Here is a 17,865-nt window from a genome sequence, read left to right as displayed (position 1 = left end):
CCTCACTCCCAAATCATCATTCGTGTTTGAGTTTCTCGCTGTTTGTCAGGCAGCCGCTGCCGCGACTTCGATCGAAGCCGACTGCTCTTCCCAGGAAATGGCTTGAGCATTCTGGAAATCGTCGACGCGGCCGATATCGAGCCAGAGTCCGTCATGCTTGTAGACATGGACGACCGTGCCTTGCTGCATCATCTGCAGCATCAAGTCGTCGAATCCGAATGGAATGCCGGAGGGAATAAAACTCAGAACATCCGGATTCATGCAGTAGATGCCCATGCTAACGAGATGAGAAAGCGTCGGCTTCTCGCGGAACATCTGCACTGCATCGTCGACTTCGTCGATGACGCCGAAATCCATCTTGATAAGACGGTTGGCGGTAGCGATGGTCACCGGATCCTTGTGCTTGCGGTGGGCAGCTGTGAATCGGCTGAGGCTAAGATCGGTGAGAACGTCGCCGTTCAGCACGATAAAGGGTTCGGTCAGTTCATCTCGGATGAGCGACAGTGGCCCGATGGTGCCCAGCGGCTCCATCTCCTGAGTGTACCGTATTTTCAGGTTCCATTGCGAACCATCACCGCACACGCTGCGGATGAGATGGCCGAGATACCCGGTCGTGATGTAGACCTCTTCAATGCCATTGCGTCGCAGCCACTTGAGAAGCAGCTCGAGCACGGGCCGGGCACCAATTGGCATCAGCGGCTTCGGCAACACCGACGTAAAGGGACGAAGTCGTGTTCCCATTCCACCGCATTGAATAACCGCTTTCATCCGATCCTCCATAGTTCATCGCCGCGTCAATGGTTGGTGCCTGGGTAGACGCGTTCAGACCTCTTTCGACCAGGGTGGGTCGGATAGAAAAGTCGCTACGTGTCCGTCCCGAGCATCTTATGGGGAACGGTATGTGAGCGTTCGAAGGATGTCGTCGTGCAATCGAATGGCACCAATCCATTGCCTCCGCAGGTTCAGCGACTAGGCCGGTCCGCCCCCGTCCGCCGCGAGGCACGATGGCGCCGAATATGCCGACCTGCATCTGCAAAATTGCTTAGCCACGAGACCTTCAAATGCCCCAGTGCGGACCTCAGAATCCACCTGCTGGAATTTACGTCTCGCTACCGCTCAAACAGCTGATGCCACATGGAATTTTGGTAATTGGCCATAGACACGCATGATCGCGACATTAGCGTTCTGACAAAGGCAGAGACGGTGCGATTCTGGCCGATTGAACGGTCCTCGGAAAAAAGAAAGAGATTTTTCCGCCATAGAGGAATATATTAGCGGTACGGCGCGCAAGTGATGCGGATTTCTGGGCGTTCGACGAGTGGTTGGCCACCGCCAAGGCCGTTCCCCGATTGATCGTTTAGCCGCATTAGGCGTTTCAGGGCCCGCTTTGTAGGGCCTGCGTTGGGGTGGAATGCAAATGTATCGAGTCGTCATTGCGGACGATCACGGTTTGTATCGTCGTGGGCTAAGTTTGGCGCTCAAGGCCGAGCTCCCGGAACTGGAGATATTCGAAGCTGGATGTTTTGATGCCGCTGCCAGTGTCCTGGCTGAGCGGGACATCCATCTTGCCATTCTGGATCTGAACATGCCGGGACTGTTCAACCAGCAAGTGCTCGGCGACTTTTTGTCAGCGTATCCGGACACCCGTTTTGCAATCGTTTCCGGGAATGATTCACGAGCGGAAATATTGAAAGCCCTATCGATCGGACTGCACGGCTATATCGTGAAATCTCAGACGGACCAGGAAGTGGTGTCGGCAGTGCGCGAGATTCTGGCAGGCCGCATCTATGTTCCGGCGCTGTTGTCCCGGCCTTCCGGGGGTCCCGGGTCACACGCACCCCAATCGGCAAGGGCATGGACCCAACGGCGGATGGGAGCGGCCAGCCTTAGCAAGTTGACTTCAAGGCAACGTGACGTGCTCAAGCTGATGGCGGAAGGCTTCTCAAACAAGGAGATAGCTCGCGATTTGGACATTTCCGAAGCAACGACAAAAATCCACGCCGCTGCGGTAATGCGTGAGCTGGGAGTACGCAACCGCACCGAGGCAGCCGTCGCGCTACAAAACTGGCGTTCGAAATATACTGACTAGGGCGCGATTTCACGTCGAGACAACCGCAGCGAATATCGTAGACCGCCTTCAAATATTTCCAGCTTCGAGGCATGGCCGATAAGCGGCGCGGTATTGACGCCCAATATCATCGAACCAATCCCATGGCCGATGTTCTTGGCTTTCCTGCGTCTTCCCGATTCTATCCAATCGAAGACGACGTCATCGCTTTCTCCACTGTCAGCCCATCTAACCTCAAGACGCCCTCGGGAACCGCCAAGCGCGCCGTATTTGACGGAGTTCGTCGTAAGCTCGTGAACAACCATTGCGAAGCTTTCGGCAGCGCCGCTTGACATCATGACGTCAGGGCCATGGGCCTTTATCTTTCGCGTTTCCATGTAGGGCAACAGTTCTTGGACCACGAGGTCCCGGAGCAATACCGAACTGGCGGTGCGGCCGGAGATCATCATATGCGTGACCTCAAGCGCTCGTATCCGATCGATTAGGTCCTCCTTGAACTTCATGACATTGTTTTCCGGAGCACTAACCATTTTGACCAGCGCTATCACGACCGCGAAAAGATTGCTGAATCGATGGCGCTGTTCGATCAAAATACGGTCCCGTCTCCTGACCGTGGCGCGCAAAAGCGTGGTCTGCCGACGTTCAGTCAGATCAGCTGCTATCCCGATCAGCAGCTGCTGATCATGATACCGCTCCTCCCGTCCGCGCAGAGCGACCCAACGAACAGGTCCATCCGAACGTCGCACCCTTATCTCAACGTCGTAATTCGTGGTCGCGCCGGATTCTTTGGGAAGTGCAAGCTTTGGCCAGTCCGCGGAATAGACGACGGCAGCTAGCTCGTCTATCGGACGACTGGTGGCGCGCGGCAGGCCTAAGATTTCCCAAAATTTGTCGGAACCCGTGACAACGCCGCTTTTGAGGTCGACTTGCCAGGTTCCCAACCGCCCCGCCGAAAGCGCCAGATCAAGCCGTTCCTTCTGAACCCGGATCGCTTCGCGCGCCGTCCGTCGTTCCGAGATGTCATCGACAACGATGATCGCGCTCTCTGAAAGGAGGCCGTCGGAACGGTACGACGATAGGTTCAGGCGAGCCCAGAATGTGGAACCGTCCTTCTTCTTCAATCGGACTTCCATATCGAATGGCATCGCGGACTTGCCTTGATCGGCAAGCGCTTCAACAACGCTGTCGCGATCATCGGGATGAACAAGTTGCGCAAGCGGAAATTGAGCAAGGTCGGCTTCGGTATATCCCGTCAGTTCACTAAGACGTTTGTTGGATTGCAGAAGCTCGCCTCTTTCATTCGTGTTCGCAAAGCCCAGGGCCGCACGCTCGAACACCGAACGGAAGCGGCTTTCAGTTGCCTCGACGGCGGCCAATCGAATTTCGGCGACCTCCAGGGCCTCGCTAAGGTCCTGCCGCAAGCGGTGGAACATGAAGGCGATCATAAAGCCGGAAACCAGGAGAAAGATTGCTCGCGGCCAGTCCTCTGCGGGAATTGAACCGCGCAGAAGTCGTTCGGCCCCGAGGCTGGCGGCGACTGTCACGACGGTCGCAATGATTGCTCCGCAACGCCCAACAAGATATGCAGCGACAATTATAGCTGGAATAGATGATATGAAGGTTGCTTCAGTTTCCGTATGAATTAAGTTTGTTATTACGAATATTAGTGTGACAACTAGCACCAACATGGAAGCCATGTGAGCTAGCGAGATGCCCTTCAAGGCCGAAACCAATCTACGCAGATGCAGCCCCATACCCCGCAGACTACAACTTTCGGATTAGTCCGTCGAGCCTAGAACTCCACCGCCTGATCTAATACCACAGCCGGATTGCGGCCCTCAAATCCAAGCTTACTATCATTTACGAAGAGCGTCCGGTTCGCTGGACTCATTGTAAGAGTGCATGAAGAAGCCGCTGCAAACCTCTGGGATCAAAGGTTTTTGGCAGAGGCATCTGTTTTGAGAGTCAAGCGTAACGATTGGAGATCTTAGCGGTTTTCGGCCAACAGGGGTGGGAAGGCAATGTCTTTCATCGATAGGCACAACGACACCGTTGCGAATAAGCGTCATATTGAATTGAGCACTGCTTACGGCAGTGTTGCTCGCCTGTCACGCTACACGTCGGACAGGCAGGGTACAGCATGCGCGTCAAAGCGCCGGAGCCTGGAATCCGTCACCGGCATGCTGGACCGGATTGGCTGTGGCTTCCTGGTCCTCAATCGCGAGAAAAAGGTGGTGGAGTGGAACACTGCCGCTCAAAGCACCTTTGAACGACAGGGTGAGACGGCCGGCACGGCTCCGGAGCTTACGGCTGCGCTGAGGCGGCTGGTCGCGAACGTTCCAACCAACTTCCTGCCAGGTTCGTTGTCGTGGGTGGTGATCCGCACCACTGACGATCGGCCGGTGATACTCAATGAGGGCGGGGTGATTGCGCCCGACGGAACGAGTATCGTAGCATTGTTGGACCGGGAGACCCGGTCCTCGGCTAATCCTCAGACATTGCAAAAGATGTTCGGCCTCACGAGCGCTGAAACTCAGCTTGCCATGAGGTTAGCTCAAGGGGACGCACCATTGGAAATCGCCCGCAGCTGGCATCTCAGCCGCACCACGATCCGGTCCCAGCTTGCCTCGCTGTTTGCCAAAACTGAAACCAAGCGCCAGGGTGAACTGGTAGCTCTGCTCGGACGAATTTCCGTATTGCCGTGATAATGCCGCCTCGACCGCGAGGCGGCGCGTGTCCGCTATGTTGGTTTGGCATTGCGTCTGTGCGAGCGCATTCCTGCCTGATCCAGATATAGCCGACGATCTCGATGCAAAAATTTCGAAGCGGGGCAATTCGTCATGGCCGGACATAATTCCAAGACCACGGGCGTGCTTGACGCACAACCTGACAAATCCCGTTCAACACGAACGAAATCCGGTCGATCCAGTTCGGACATGGCGGTTATGCAGCTGGCACGAAAAGGTCCTGTTGTAGTCACCGGCGCCGCAGGATTTATCGGGTTTCATGTGGCGTCGCGGCTTTTGCGTCACGGTGCGCGGGTCATAGGCGTGGATAATTTCACGCCCTACTACGATCTAAAGCTCAAGGAAGCGCGTTTTGCGCACCTCTGCGCCGAGCTAGGTTTCACTCCGATGCGTATGGATCTGGCGGATCGATTGTTGGTGCAAGCTTTGTTCTCCGACTTTCAACCATCGTATGTCGTCCACCTGGCTGCCCAGGCGGGCGTGCGTTACTCTCTTGTCGACCCGCATGCCTATGTTCATTCCAACATCGTGGCGTTTCTCAATGTTCTTGAGGGTTGTCGGCACTTCGACATCAAGCATCTGGTCTACGCTTCATCCAGTTCGGTTTACGGCGCCAACCAAACCATACCTTTTTCCGAACATGGCGGCGCTAACCATCCAATAAGCTTCTATGCCGCCACCAAGCGCTCGAATGAAGCCATGGCGCATTCGTACAGTCATCTATTTGGCTTGCCGGTCACAGGGTTGCGGTTCTTCACCGTCTACGGTCCATGGGGCAGGCCCGACATGGCTGTCTACGCGTTTACCCGCGCCATCGCCGAAGGACGCGTGATCGAGGTGTCCAATGCCGGCCGTGTCTGGCGAGATTTTACCTACATCGACGATATCGTCGAAGGGGTGGTTCGAATACTCGCAACGCCACCGTGTGCGGACCGGAATTGGGACGGTCGCGCAGCTGATCCAGCTACCAGCTCAGCCCCATATCGCCTGTACAACATTGGCAATGACCAGCCAGAAGAGATCAATAGGCTAATCGCGATTATAGAGACAGCCGTAGGTCGCAGAGCTCTCAGGAGGGATGTGCCTTTGCCTCCAGGTGATGTTCTCGAGACACGCGCCGATGTAGGCGATCTTCGCCGGGCCGTAGACTTCGCGCCGGCGACCACGCTCCAGGATGGCGTTGCCCGTTTCGTCGAATGGTATCGACACTTTCATGGAAGCGCGACGGCCTCCGAAGCGGAGCAACAAACGCTCGTGTCAGCGTAGACTGCCGGCAGTTCGCGCTGCTCACTCAGACTCGCGCGGTCAGCTCACTGGCGTCGCCTGAAGGTGCGGCTCCGTCGGCGATCTCTCTCAACGCGCTCGGCTCGCTGATCGGCAAGAACGAGGCATTCTCTGCGTCTTTTTCGTTTGGCGCTTCATCGAGACGCCGATACGCAAGCCCGCCTATCCGTACGCACCTTGATGCCTGCATTAGAATGGATCACATCGCGCCAGCCGGGGTCTGTCGCGCCTCGACCGATGACCGTGGGTGCAACAAAGGTTATGAAAGCTTAAGTTGACGGGTATCCCGGTCACCAATCCCAGAGCATCAAGTCAGCGCAAGAACCAAGTCCGCTGGGTGCTTTCGACCGTGCGGCTGTTAAAGGACGTAATCGCGTAGATCAGTCCGGGCGTGATCTTCAGTCGCTTGCGAATATAAATCGCCATGGCGACGTTCCATACGACCAGGGCAAGCGCGAGCCCTATTGCTGCGCCCAGCGGACCGTAGATCTCTACTCCGATAGCACAGCCGACGACACCAAAAGCTGCCCCGAGGATCATCGTCACAGCGGCCGCCCATTCGTTTCCGGTCATGGTCAAGAGATTGAGCTGCGGTCCGCACAGGGCCACGAATACGTAGCCGAGCATCAGCACCCGCGCGATCGGTGCTCCAGTTCCGAAATCCTCACCGAACCAGCTTAAAAGCGGCCGAACAATCAAGAGCAATGGGATTGCCATTGCTATTGCGGCACCGGAAGAAAGCAGGGCAGCTCGTGAAAACAGCTCTTGTAAACCTCTTCGGTCGTTTTTTGCGTAAAGCGTAGCTGCCGTCGGCGAAAACATTGTAGAGACGGCCACCAACGAGAGACCAACAAGCAACGCGACATTGAGCCCCAGGGCGAAAATGCCTGCGTCGCGTATGTGGCCGGTCCAGCCGAGCACCATTACCCCCGCTCTGTTGATGAAGACGTCAAGACCCGCCATCAGCATGATAGGGGGGACCGCCGACCACCAATCCTTGGACGCATCGGCAGGTTCGGCATGTCGTAAACCCGGCGGCTGAAATCTTGCTAACAGGACAAAGACGAATGCGACTGTTACGGCCGAACTCGTCAGCACCGCTTGCATGACCAATGGTGCATTCAGAGTCCACGAACCGGACAAGGCGGCGGCACTTAACAATGTGAGCAGCAGTCCATCACGCACAATGCGTTCTGGCAGAAGGGCAGAAACACCGCCGCCGAAGGCACGGATGAGAGCCGCGCCCAAGGCTGAAGTCGTGACCAGCGGAACGGCGGCCATACCCAAGAGCTGGCTGATCTCAAGTTCCCTGTTGTGTGAGGACGAAGACAGAAAGATGTAGGTCGCCCCTGCCAAGCCGAATAGAGACGCCACTGCCAACGAGCGTTGAAAGGCAAATCTGATTATGCCGTGGGCCAGGTCCAGGCGCCCCTGGGCCCTGTAGGCAGATACAAAGCGCAACAACGATACGTTGAAGCCAAGGGTCGCGAGATATGCGAGCACCGATGTGGTTGAAAGGACGTAGGAGTAGATACCATAGCTGGTAGAGCCTACGATACGAGCAATCAGCAATTGCGCCAGGCTGGTTAGACCCGCCCCAGCCACATAGATCATGAGTGCAAAAACAGTGGCATAGCCCAGGCTACGGTTTATTTCTTCCTTCCCGAGCGTTACCGCGTCGTTTCCAGCAGCGGAATTTAGCGGGTTCTGTATTGTGATGGTATCCACGCCGTCATCAAGGTAGGCATTGTCTACCGTCAGCGGTTGCGATGAGTGGACAACTTGATGTCGGTACATGGGAGTGACCTGATCGCGGGCCATCTTGAAGGCAATCTTGCGGCTGACGAGCTCGACGCTTTTCGACAACGATCGGTCGTCGAGAGTTTCAACGGAAATTGTTTTCCTGTCGGTTGCCACAAGGATGTCATTGATATTTTGAAACACTCCGAAAGCCCGCATGCTCGCTTCGAAATCCGCATCGAGAATGCGTTCGGCCGGAGCCGCCTGCATCATCCGCTCCCGCAACCGCGCCTCGGCTGCTGCACGAGGCAATACCACTCGCAAGGTAAAATCCGCGGTAGGAGTGACCTTTAGCGCTCTTGCAATCGCAACGTTGTCGACGCACCCGTGAAAAATCGACAGTGAAGCAACAGCTTGCACGTACCCCTGGTCGAATATTGTGATCTCTCTGCACTGTCGCGCTTGGTCCCAACGATTGGAAAGGTTTATGATTTTTTGCCAGACCCGAGCTCGCCAAATAAATTTCCTTGGCTCAATCGCCTTTAGCATCGACGACGAGATCGACAGATATTTTATCAAATCCGACGTGTATATAAACAGTTTTGCAGTTGAAAATATTGCCAATAATACTCTATAAATAAACGTAAATATCCCGAGATCTACACTCCTTGACCTTCTACTTGCTTTGTGACTGAAGACCACTTTCGTAGCGTAGCCCTGCCCGCGCAGCGATTTGGCAAGCGCATGGGCAAAGACTGCTTTGCCAGCTCCAGGCGGTCCAAAGAGTTCGATAATCATTTCTTGCGACCCAGGGGCTTGAGTGCCTTATCGTTTTCCGAACAGCAGAAGATCGCCACTGTCCCCAAAATGATATTTGGCGTGCTGCTTGAGATTTACTCCAGTGAGAGCAATCCCTACCGGAGCGGATCTCGAACCATTAGGCTGCAGTGATTCCAGAATGCCGCGTGCGACACTGCGCGGTGTCTTGGCCCACCGGACAGCAAAGATAACGGCATCTGCCCAACTACTGAGCAGTCGGGATTCCGGACCGTGCAACCCTGGCGGCCCGTTGAGAATGACAAGATTGTACACGGCGCCCAGCTTGTCCGCGAAGTGTCGCGGCACATCGACGTCAACCAATAGCTTCAAAAGATCGTCCGAAACTATGGGTGCGGCCATGAAATCGATGCCGATACCGGGCATGCTCACGACAGCCTCGTCTAGCTCGCAGCGGCCCTTCACATAATCCGCAAACGACTTATGCGGTTTGGAAATGCTGAATTCGCGCACAAAGTCGTTGGTCAGTTGCTTGTCCTGCGGGTCAAGATCGATGAACAGGACATTGCTGCCCAGGCGTGTGGCCGAGAGCGCCAGGCTCCATGCCAGCTCTGTTTTCCCATCACCCTTATCGCTGGAAGTGACGAGCATCATCTGCGACGATCGTCCGGGGGCCGGTTCGGGGGCCACATTGATCAATAGGGACAATGCAGCGCGGCCGTAGGCGGAATTTTTCTGGCTTAGAGTGAGGGTCTGCAAGCGCTTGGCACTCGCTCTTGATGTCCTGGGCAATAGCCCAACGGAAGGGAAGCCGAGCGCTGCTTCTGTCTCAGCCTCACCGCGCATTGTGCGGCTCATGCGACTTTTCAAGAGAACCAAGACGCCCCCGATGAGGCCGAATACGACCATACCCGGTGGGATAAGGAAGATCGGTGAAAGGCTTTTCGGGTTACTCGGTGGCCATGCCGCCGAAATTATTGAAACTCCCGCAGACGGAACCGCGATGCGGTTCCTCAAATCCTGTTGCCTGTTCAGAAGATCATTGTACCGCTGCGTCAATATGGTGACTGCCGGCTCCAATGCGTGAAGCCCGGAAAGCCTGCCTGCTGTGTCGGCTACGACCGCGTCGAGCACATTCTTGCGCGCCTCCAGAGCGGAAACCTGCGCGCGATAGATGTCGGCTTCCGACTTGATGCGTTCGATGCTCTGTTCGATTTCGCGCTTGACGGCAACATTCAGATCCGCATCGGCCGCGGCGCCACCCTGCCGGGCTATCAGATCGCTCAGCGTCGGCGATCCGATTGCACTCGCAAGCGTGGCGTTCGTGGCACCGGACCGTTGCAATTCTTGAATATGCTGAACACGGGCCTCGGCGGTGGAGAGGTTTGCGCGAGACAATGACAGTTGCTGATTAAGGTCGGCCGTGTCGCGGACAGCATTATCAACGGCACCCTGGTCGACAGTCCCGTGACTTAGCCGGTATTTTTCAAGGCGGTCGGTCGCTTGCGCGAGATCGGACTGCACGCCAGGCAGCGCAGCGACGACGGATGCGAGCTCCAACCTATCAGCGGCCTGAGCAGTCCGCGCGAGATCCTGGACATACACTTGCGCGAATGTGTTGGCCACGAATGCGGCCCGGACGGGATCCGGATCGGTATAGCCGATGGTAATGACTCGCGATCGCAGTTCCTGCCCGACCCTGACGTAGCGCCTCAACGCCTTCAGCCTCGCAGCCTCCCTGCCCTCTGGGGTCATGTCAGCGTGATCCGGCCAAATCCCGGCCAAGAATGCACCTGCAAAGGATTGCGATTTGGCTGGGGAAGCGGCGTTTTGCGCCGCGGCGCCATTGAGGTTGGCCTGCCGATCGGGCGTTGCCTTATAAATTGCGTCAATTACCCGACGCAGATGAGATTGTGAGGCCAGCATCGTCAGATGGTTGTCAATGCTGGTATCGAGCATATCCTGACCGCCCGTCGGCTGAGGAGCGCTTCTGGTCGGACCGTCGACGATGATTTGCGTGGTGGCCTCATACAGCGCCGGCCGGGCGAAGCCAGCTAGACCCGCAACCGCACCGCCCAAAACGGCCATTGCGACCAAAAACCATTTGCGCGCCGCCAAGGTAACCAACAATTGGCCGAAAGGGGTCAGGTCTTCTCGAGGGTCACGTAGCGGACGCCGCATGCGCGGATTGGGCTCTCGCACTTCGACGCGCATCTCTGTGGCGCGCGGTAGCTTCGTTCGCCTAGCTATCGAACCTTCCATTTTAAACTCCCGTCATTTCAAGCATGCGCGACTGTCTCGCGGGCACTGGAAGCCGGTTGGCGTCGGCGCGCCATGCCAGGAACATCAATGTTGCCCAAAGATCTCGGGAATGATCCCGCTTTCCGTTGACATGATCGCGCCAGCACGTCTGGACTCTATCGATGTCCAGGAGCCCATCTCTTGACTGGCGCATGTCGGCAAACAGGTCACTCGCCCATGCGCGCAACGGTCCTGTCAACCAGACCGCAATCGGAACATCGAAGCCCTGCTTAGGCCTATCTATCAGCCGCCGGGGAACGTAGCGGTGCAACAACTGTCGAAGCAGCCACTTGCCTCGTCCATGGCGAACCATTGCATCCGATGGCAGCCGCCAGGCGAATTCAACGACGCGATGGTCGAGCAGCGGGCAGCGGCCTTCCAGCCCGTTCGCCATGCTGGCTCGGTCCAGCTTCACCAGGATGTCGCCCGGCAAATATCCTGCCATATCGTTGTAGAGGAGCCGGGACAGCAAATCGTCGAGTCGCGGTGTTCGGCGAGTTGACGCCCGGTGGCCAAATCGGGTCAGGCTTGTCGTCGATGACCCTGCCAGGCGCTGGTACAGTTCTTCCTGGTCCGAAGCGGCGAGCAATTGAGCCAATCGCTCCAGCCGATCACCGCGCAACGCATGGCCGAAGAGCGCTGAAAGTGGCAGCCTGCCAAAAAAATCGTAACGGGTGGCGCGCGCCACAAGCCCAATGCTTGCGGCAACTGAACCACGCAGCGAAGAAGGCAAACGACGACGCCGATTTGCTCGCGCCGCCATCAGATGGCGAGCGTAACCGGCGAAACATTCATCGCCTCCGTCGCCCGTCAGCGCCACAGTGACGTGCTGCCGAGCAAGTCGCGCCACCAGCAGGGTGGGGATTTGCGATTCGTCGGCGAACGGCTCGTCCCAGGCACTGGGCAATTCCGGAATGACATCGCGTGCGGAAGCAGGGGAAAGGTGCAGCTCTGTATGATCGCTGCCTATGTACTGAGCGACCGCTGCAGCATGAGGAGCTTCATCGAAACCGTGCTCCCCGAAGGCGATCGTGAAAGTGCGAATGGATTTTCGGGATTGGACCTGCATTAGCGCGGCTACGGTCGAGCTATCTACGCCGCCCGACAGGAAGGCGCCGAGCGGCACATCCGCGCACATGCGCTCTCGAACAGAAAGCCGAAGCAGCCGATCGAGTTCATTCGTCAAATCTTCATCGCTGCCGACGATCGGGTCTTGCCGGCCTTTCGCGGCGACGTCTGCCAACGACCACCAGAATCGAACTTTGTTTCGAACGGTTCCCGTACGGCGCGCTTTTGCGAAATCCGCTGCAGTTAAGGACAGAGCCGATCCCGGCGGCAATTTGAAAACGCCGCGCCAGATACAACTGTCGTCCGGCACCCAACCCTGCGACAGCATAGCCCTTACGGCGCTGGGATTGAGTTCTGGACGGAAATCCGGGAAACACCGAATGGCCTTGAGTTCGGAGCCAAAAACCAGGGCATGGCGGGTCGGGGCGACGTAGATCGGTTTTTCTCCCATCCGGTCGCGGGCCAGATGAAGAGTTCTCGTTTTTGCGTCCCACAATCCGAACGCGAACATGCCGACAAATCGCGTAAGCGCAGCTTCGAGCCCCCACTGCTCCACGGCCCCAAGCACAACTTCCGTATCGCATGTCCCGCGAAAGGTGTGGCCGGCGTTCTCAAGCTCTCGGCGCAAGTCCCGAAAATTGTATATCTCACCATTGAAGGTGACTATGTACCGGCCGCTGTCCGAACACATGGGCTGGGCGCCGGTTTCCGACAAATCCACGACTGCCAGGCGGCTGTGGCCGAAAGCGACACCAGCCTCCACATCTTTCCAGAAGCTTTCGCCGTCGGGCCCTCTGTGACGGAGAGCTGTTGTCATCGGTGCTATAGCGGCGAGCGGCCTTGTGCTGGGCGAGTCTGGCGCAAGAAGGATCCCGGCGATTCCGCACATATCAACGGCTCCTCGCTCCTGCAGTTGCCGCGATAGGCTTGCGCTGCCCGGCTACGAGGCAAAGTGTGATTGAGAACCAAACGATCGGGTGGCGAATGACCAAATGCGGGAAGCCGAAGATGCCGATCGACAAAACGAGTGCCACCAGAGCGTCGAGCCTTGCACGCCAGGCAGAGATGGCCGCGATGCCAAGGATCCACAACAGGGCGAGAACCGCCAGAATGCCTCCTTGAGTATACAAATCCAGTAATGTGCTGTGAGCCTCGAAAGGCAGGTCGATAAACTCCTTGGTCACAACAGATCTGTCGACATGTGGTCCTGGGCCGAGGCCCAGCGAAGCAGACCCCAATCCCTTGCCCAGAGCATTGGTCCAGATATTGATGCGCAGATTGGCTGTCTCGGCCGTCGCCTCACCACCCTCGCCTTTGGTCAAGCTCTTGGCGAAGTTTTCAACATTGCTCGTTTCCGCAAGCACATAGGGTGTTGCGGAGATTGCGAGGGGGATCAAAGCAAGCAACAGCAAAAGGCTGATTTGACGACCAAGAGTGACCCTTCCGCCAACCGCGACCCATCTCCGGACGCGCAACATCAGGAAAACCAAACCGGTTATCACTATTGTCAATAGATAAGTATCGCTTTTAGTCAATCTTCCGATGTATACTATAAGAATAATGCTTATTATTCCAAATATCCTGGCTACAACATTACTTGTTGTCATTGAAAGGTATAGCGCAAGAGGACCGAACAGCGCGCAATAAAGGGCCAGTTGGTTTGGGTTGTCCGACCATCCTGTGAACCTGTCCCAAAACCAAGGGTTCACTCCGGACTGATGGAGCAAGCCGAATCCAAGCGCTAGTTGGAAAACAAAACACGCGTTCGCAATGACGATCACCCACCACGCGGTGCGACGCAGATGACGATCCGCCTGAGGATCAGCCGCAAGCAGACATGTAACGAATGCCAGCAATAGATAGGCAATCATGTCGTGAACCGGCGCGTCCATGTACTGAACGCTCGTAAGCATGCCGACAATCAGGCCTAGCCCGAGAGCGAATGCCATGATCCCCCAGAAGGCGGCAAAAATCAAAAGGGCCGGCGCGGCTTCAAGTCGACCACCGGCAAGTACGCGGCCAATCGAAATCAGTATCCAAACCGCCAGCAACAATTCGCTGATTCCGAACGGCGCCCCTGGAATTTCGAGTTGCGATGCATAAGCCATTGCAACGCCGCCGGCCAACAGAACGTCTCGGATCATTGGCGCACCTCGCCCAACGGACCAAATGCGGCATTCTTTTCGGTCTGCGAGGCCTGAACTGAGGCGCCAAAGGCTTTGGCATCAAGAATATGCCGGTAAAGATCGCAATACTGGGCGACCACCAGCGGCAGCGCGAAATGCTGCTTGACGAATTCGATGGAACGAGCGCCCATGGCCGCCCCGGCGGGGCGGTCGCCCAAGACTTGATTTATCCTGGAAGCAAATGCCTCGGCATCGCCAGGCGGAACCAGGTATCCGTTCCAGCCGGGCTGGACCACTTCGTTGCAGCCCGGCATATCTGACGCCACGATAGGCAGTCCAGCCAATCCCGCCTCGAGCAGGACGCGCGGCACTCCCTCCCGATATTGTGTCGGAAAGGCAAACAAATCCGCCATGCCAAGAAGGGCAGGAACATCGTGCCGTGGACCCAGCGCAATGACATGAGGGGAATGGCGTTCGATTTGCGATTTGTTGACGGCGAACGGCCCCTCGGATTCCCATGGACCGACAAGCACGAAACGCGCATTCGGCCTTTTTTCAAGAACGCGGGGTACTGCCTTAAGCAGCGTTGGGATGCCCTTCTCGCGCGTCAGCCGGCCGACGAAAATGATCACTTCAGCCGATGACAGCCCAAGCTGCTCGCGCATCGCCTGCGATGGCGGAGCGCTCTGTCTTGCCCTGGTAAAGCCGTCGATGTCGATGCCGGAACTGCAGATCAGGCAACCAGTCCCGCGCCCGATGAGCCGGTAGCGCTCGAAGAACGCCTTGTCATCACGATTTTGGAAAACCGTGGCAGCCGTCCAGCGCGACGAAAGCCACTGCAGCCCAGAGAAGATCGGGCGCAGCGCCATAGCCCTCGGCTCACGAGAAGAAAACGTCCAGCCAAGACCATTGATGGTGCGGATGACCGGAACCGCCCCCCTTATCGCCAACGGCGTCAAGAGATTTGGCTTGGTATCAAAGCTCTGTACAATGTCCGGGCGCAGGTCCGAGATCAGTTTTCTGATCGTCCTTACGGCGCCTCCACTCCCGCTGGAAAATCGGTCGAAGCCGTAGCGTCGATGCGGAATGTCGTGCTGCGAAAATGCTGCATCCGGACCGCTCGACACCGCAGTGACTTGGAAGCCCTTCTGACGCAGCGACAGCAGAAACGGAATCCTGAAGGCGTGGTCCTCGCCTCCAACACACACAAGATGCGGATTCATGCTGTCTCCCCCGACCGCCCGTCTGACTTGGGTTGCGTGCACTGGTCAGCATTTCTTCGTGCTTCCATGATCCTGGTTCGCTACTCAGATACATGTTTTGCGCCAAGGTTCACGGTACGGGCAGGCTTGCCCAATGTCCTCGTCCGTTTGAATGAGCGGACCGATCTCAGGGTGCGCGCGGCTGCGTCGGAGCGCGAATTGAATGTCCATTTCGGCGAGGGGGATTCGAGGCTCGGCTGCCTCTGAGCCGGTGACAAGGTCTCAGCTTGAGCTGCGTCGGTTCAACCGTTCCTCAAGTCCAAGTTCGGCGAACGCGGCTGATCGCAGAAACCCTGGATCTGACGAGCTATCGACGAAGATACGTTCCCCGCAAAATGCCTAAACGAAGAGAGCACTCAAGCGAAGTTTCCTTTGCTTAGAAAAAGGGAGTGCCTCGCACTGGTCACACCCGAGAAAATTTCAAGTTTTCCCAAAAATCCGGGAATTGATCCTGACAACCGTTTCCTTACTGCTGTGTTCTGCGCCCAGCATCAATGATTCTATCGGTATCGGGTTGTTTTGGTTCCAGCAGCGTTTCGATCACCGCATCATCGGTCTTTGTGGCCTGAAGGTTGAACAACGGAATCGTGATATCCCCGGCTAATTTGATGCATCATCAAACACCGAAATTCGATGCAAATCACTGTAAGATTAGGCGTTTTCGGTGCTGGTAAACTCGTCGATCAATCATTCTATCAACGTATTTCCGTATTTGATTTGGCGCTAATGTACCCTCTCGGTTAGGCAGGGAGTGGGGCGCTTATCAATCAGAAGAAGGATGTTCGCATGGCTACCATGCATTACGCCTATGGCGCCCCCGCCTCCGGCGCCATAGCTGATGGCTTCAACTTGATCGACCTTCAGTACGCGTCGTCGGTCAACGCGCTGCCTAACGGCACCAAGGCCTTGATATATCTCAACGAAAGCAGCGGGGTGACCCAGTCTTTCATAGACAAGGTGACGCCCCTCCTCGGCAATTCCAAGGTTTTTGGCTTTTATCTCACTGACGAGCCCGACCCCACGGGCAAATATCATACACAGGTCAGCGCTGCGAATCTGAAGGCCGAATCCGACTGGATTCACTCCCATTTCCCGGGCGCGAAAACCTTCATTACGCTGATGGACATGGGGTCGTTCACGGCCTCCGATTACACCAACACGTACAATCCCGCCAACACGGGAATCGACTATTACGGGCTCGATCCCTACCCCGTGCGCTCGTCCGCGGTCGACTTCAACTACATCGACAGAGCCGTCGCTGCAGCCGAGAAGGCGGGCATTCCGCAGAGTGCGATCATTCCTGTGTTCCAGACGTTTGGCGGCGGCGGGTGGTCGACCAATACGGGCGGGTCTTATGTGATGCCTACCACCGCCCAGGAACAGACCATCTTGGACCATTGGGCAAAGCTCGTTCCGTCGCCGGCCTTTGACATGGCCTATAAGTGGTCCTCGCAGAATGGCGAGACCTCGCTTGGCAACACATCGTCAATGCGGGCGTTTTTCCTGGATCACAACACCCATACCAGCACCAGCACCAACACTGGCACCAGTACTGGTAGTGGCACTGGCACTGGCACCAGTACCACAACCCCTCCCGTCGCGGCCCCGACCGCCGACATAAAAGGCACCAGCGGCAACAATGTTTTACACCCGGCCGACAACGCCGTCCACACGATGGCGGGCTATGGGGGCAATGACGACTACTATGTCAACAATGCCGCCAGCAAGGTGGTCGAGGCCGCTGGCCAGGGCCAGGACAGAGTGTGGACGTCGGTGAGTTATGCGCTTGCTGCCGGCTCGTCGATTGAGGTCCTCGGCACCCAGAAGGACGCGGGCACAACGGCAATCAACTTGACCGGCAACGAATTGCGTCAGCACATCATCGGGAATGCCGGCGACAACGTCATAAAGGGCGGTGGCGGCGGCGATTGGCTGACCGGCAATGGCGGCCACGATACCTTCGTTTTCAATAGCGCCCTCGGCAAGAGCAATGTTGCCACGGTTACCGACTTCAGCCCGTCTGTGGACAAGATCCAGCTGGATGACGCTATCTTCAAAGGGCTCAGCGTTGGGGCGCTCGCAAGCAGTGCTTTCCATACCGGTACCGCCGCTCACGACAGCACCGATCATATCGTCTACAACAGCACGACCGGAGCGCTCTACTTTGACAGTGATGGCGCAGGCGGCGCAGCTCAGATTCAATTCGCCGCCCTTTCCCCGCATCTTGCGATTACGGCGAGTTCGTTCGCCGTGGTCTAAGGCGGGCATACTCTTCGTGGCGGTCTAGCGCAGACCCTTACCTGCCATAAGATCGCCGTCGATAGGAGCCTCCAAGCTCCGCAAAGCAGGGCATTACCGGCGACAATATTCGCCGGTAATGCCTACTCCACCGTCACCGACTTCGTCAGATTGCGCGGCTGGTCGATGTCGGCGCCCATGAAGACGGCGCTGAAATAGCCAGCATCCGGATCGGCAGCGCATAGATGACAGGG

At 56.8% G+C, this 17,865-nt stretch carries 11 protein-coding genes; 4 read left to right on the top strand and 7 right to left on the bottom strand.

Features of this window, described 5'->3' with window-relative positions:
• Nucleotides 1-45: 45 nt before the first annotated feature.
• Nucleotides 46-768: an NDP-sugar synthase gene (locus FJW05_RS08995; protein ID WP_140545352.1), complete on the bottom strand. Its 723-nt coding sequence runs from the start codon at nucleotides 766-768 to the stop codon at nucleotides 46-48.
• A gap of 649 nt (nucleotides 769-1,417) precedes the next feature.
• On the opposite strand from FJW05_RS08995, the gene FJW05_RS08990 reads away from it, so the two are divergent.
• Nucleotides 1,418-2,089 (top strand): response regulator transcription factor, encoded by a 672-nt coding sequence (locus FJW05_RS08990; protein WP_140630533.1) that lies wholly within the window; start codon nucleotides 1,418-1,420, stop codon nucleotides 2,087-2,089.
• On the opposite strand, the gene FJW05_RS08985 is transcribed toward FJW05_RS08990, so the two are convergent.
• Nucleotides 2,086-3,612 carry a sensor histidine kinase gene (locus tag FJW05_RS08985; protein ID WP_246673297.1) on the bottom strand — a complete coding sequence of 509 codons (1,527 nt, stop codon included), beginning with the start codon at nucleotides 3,610-3,612 and terminating at the stop codon, nucleotides 2,086-2,088. The genes FJW05_RS08990 and FJW05_RS08985 overlap by 4 nt on opposite strands.
• A gap of 477 nt (nucleotides 3,613-4,089) precedes the next feature.
• On the opposite strand from FJW05_RS08985, the gene FJW05_RS08980 reads away from it, so the two are divergent.
• On the top strand, nucleotides 4,090-4,773 hold the full coding sequence (locus FJW05_RS08980; RefSeq protein ID WP_140630527.1) for a helix-turn-helix transcriptional regulator: 684 nt from the start codon (nucleotides 4,090-4,092) through the stop codon (nucleotides 4,771-4,773).
• Nucleotides 4,774-5,013: 240 nt separating this feature from the next.
• Nucleotides 5,014-6,081 (top strand): NAD-dependent epimerase/dehydratase family protein, encoded by a 1,068-nt coding sequence (locus FJW05_RS08975; RefSeq protein WP_140630997.1) that lies wholly within the window; start codon nucleotides 5,014-5,016, stop codon nucleotides 6,079-6,081.
• 330 nt (nucleotides 6,082-6,411) lie between these two features.
• On the opposite strand, the gene FJW05_RS08970 is transcribed toward FJW05_RS08975, so the two are convergent.
• The 5 genes from FJW05_RS08970 to FJW05_RS08950 are packed head-to-tail and all read right to left on the bottom strand — an operon-like array spanning nucleotide 6,412 to nucleotide 15,334.
• The gene (locus FJW05_RS08970; protein ID WP_140630525.1) at nucleotides 6,412-8,637 is read right to left on the bottom strand and encodes a lipopolysaccharide biosynthesis protein; all 2,226 of its coding nucleotides are present in this window, start codon (nucleotides 8,635-8,637) and stop codon (nucleotides 6,412-6,414) included.
• Nucleotides 8,638-8,664: 27 nt separating this feature from the next.
• Complete coding sequence (locus tag FJW05_RS08965) at nucleotides 8,665-10,878, bottom strand: exopolysaccharide transport family protein (RefSeq protein WP_140630522.1); 2,214 nt, start codon at nucleotides 10,876-10,878, stop codon at nucleotides 8,665-8,667.
• 1 nt (nucleotide 10,879) lies between these two features.
• Nucleotides 10,880-12,874: an asparagine synthase (glutamine-hydrolyzing) gene (gene asnB, locus FJW05_RS08960; RefSeq protein WP_140630519.1), complete on the bottom strand. Its 1,995-nt coding sequence runs from the start codon at nucleotides 12,872-12,874 to the stop codon at nucleotides 10,880-10,882.
• A 1-nt stretch (nucleotide 12,875) separates the two neighbouring features.
• Nucleotides 12,876-14,129, bottom strand: a complete 1,254-nt coding sequence (locus FJW05_RS08955; RefSeq protein ID WP_140630517.1) for a polymerase — start codon at nucleotides 14,127-14,129, stop codon at nucleotides 12,876-12,878.
• Complete coding sequence (locus tag FJW05_RS08950) at nucleotides 14,126-15,334, bottom strand: glycosyltransferase family 4 protein (protein WP_140630515.1); 1,209 nt, start codon at nucleotides 15,332-15,334, stop codon at nucleotides 14,126-14,128. The genes FJW05_RS08955 and FJW05_RS08950 overlap by 4 nt, the downstream gene beginning before the upstream one ends.
• An 825-nt stretch (nucleotides 15,335-16,159) precedes the next feature.
• Here FJW05_RS08950 and FJW05_RS08945 point away from each other — a divergent pair.
• Nucleotides 16,160-17,632, top strand: a complete 1,473-nt coding sequence (locus FJW05_RS08945; protein WP_140630512.1) for a calcium-binding protein — start codon at nucleotides 16,160-16,162, stop codon at nucleotides 17,630-17,632.
• Nucleotides 17,633-17,865: the final 233 nt, after the last annotated feature.

Source organism: Mesorhizobium sp. B2-9-1 (assembly GCF_006439455.1).
GTDB lineage: Bacteria > Pseudomonadota > Alphaproteobacteria > Rhizobiales > Rhizobiaceae > Mesorhizobium.
The sequence above is the reverse complement of the archived record's forward strand: the minus strand, read 5'-3'. Positions and strand labels throughout refer to the sequence as shown.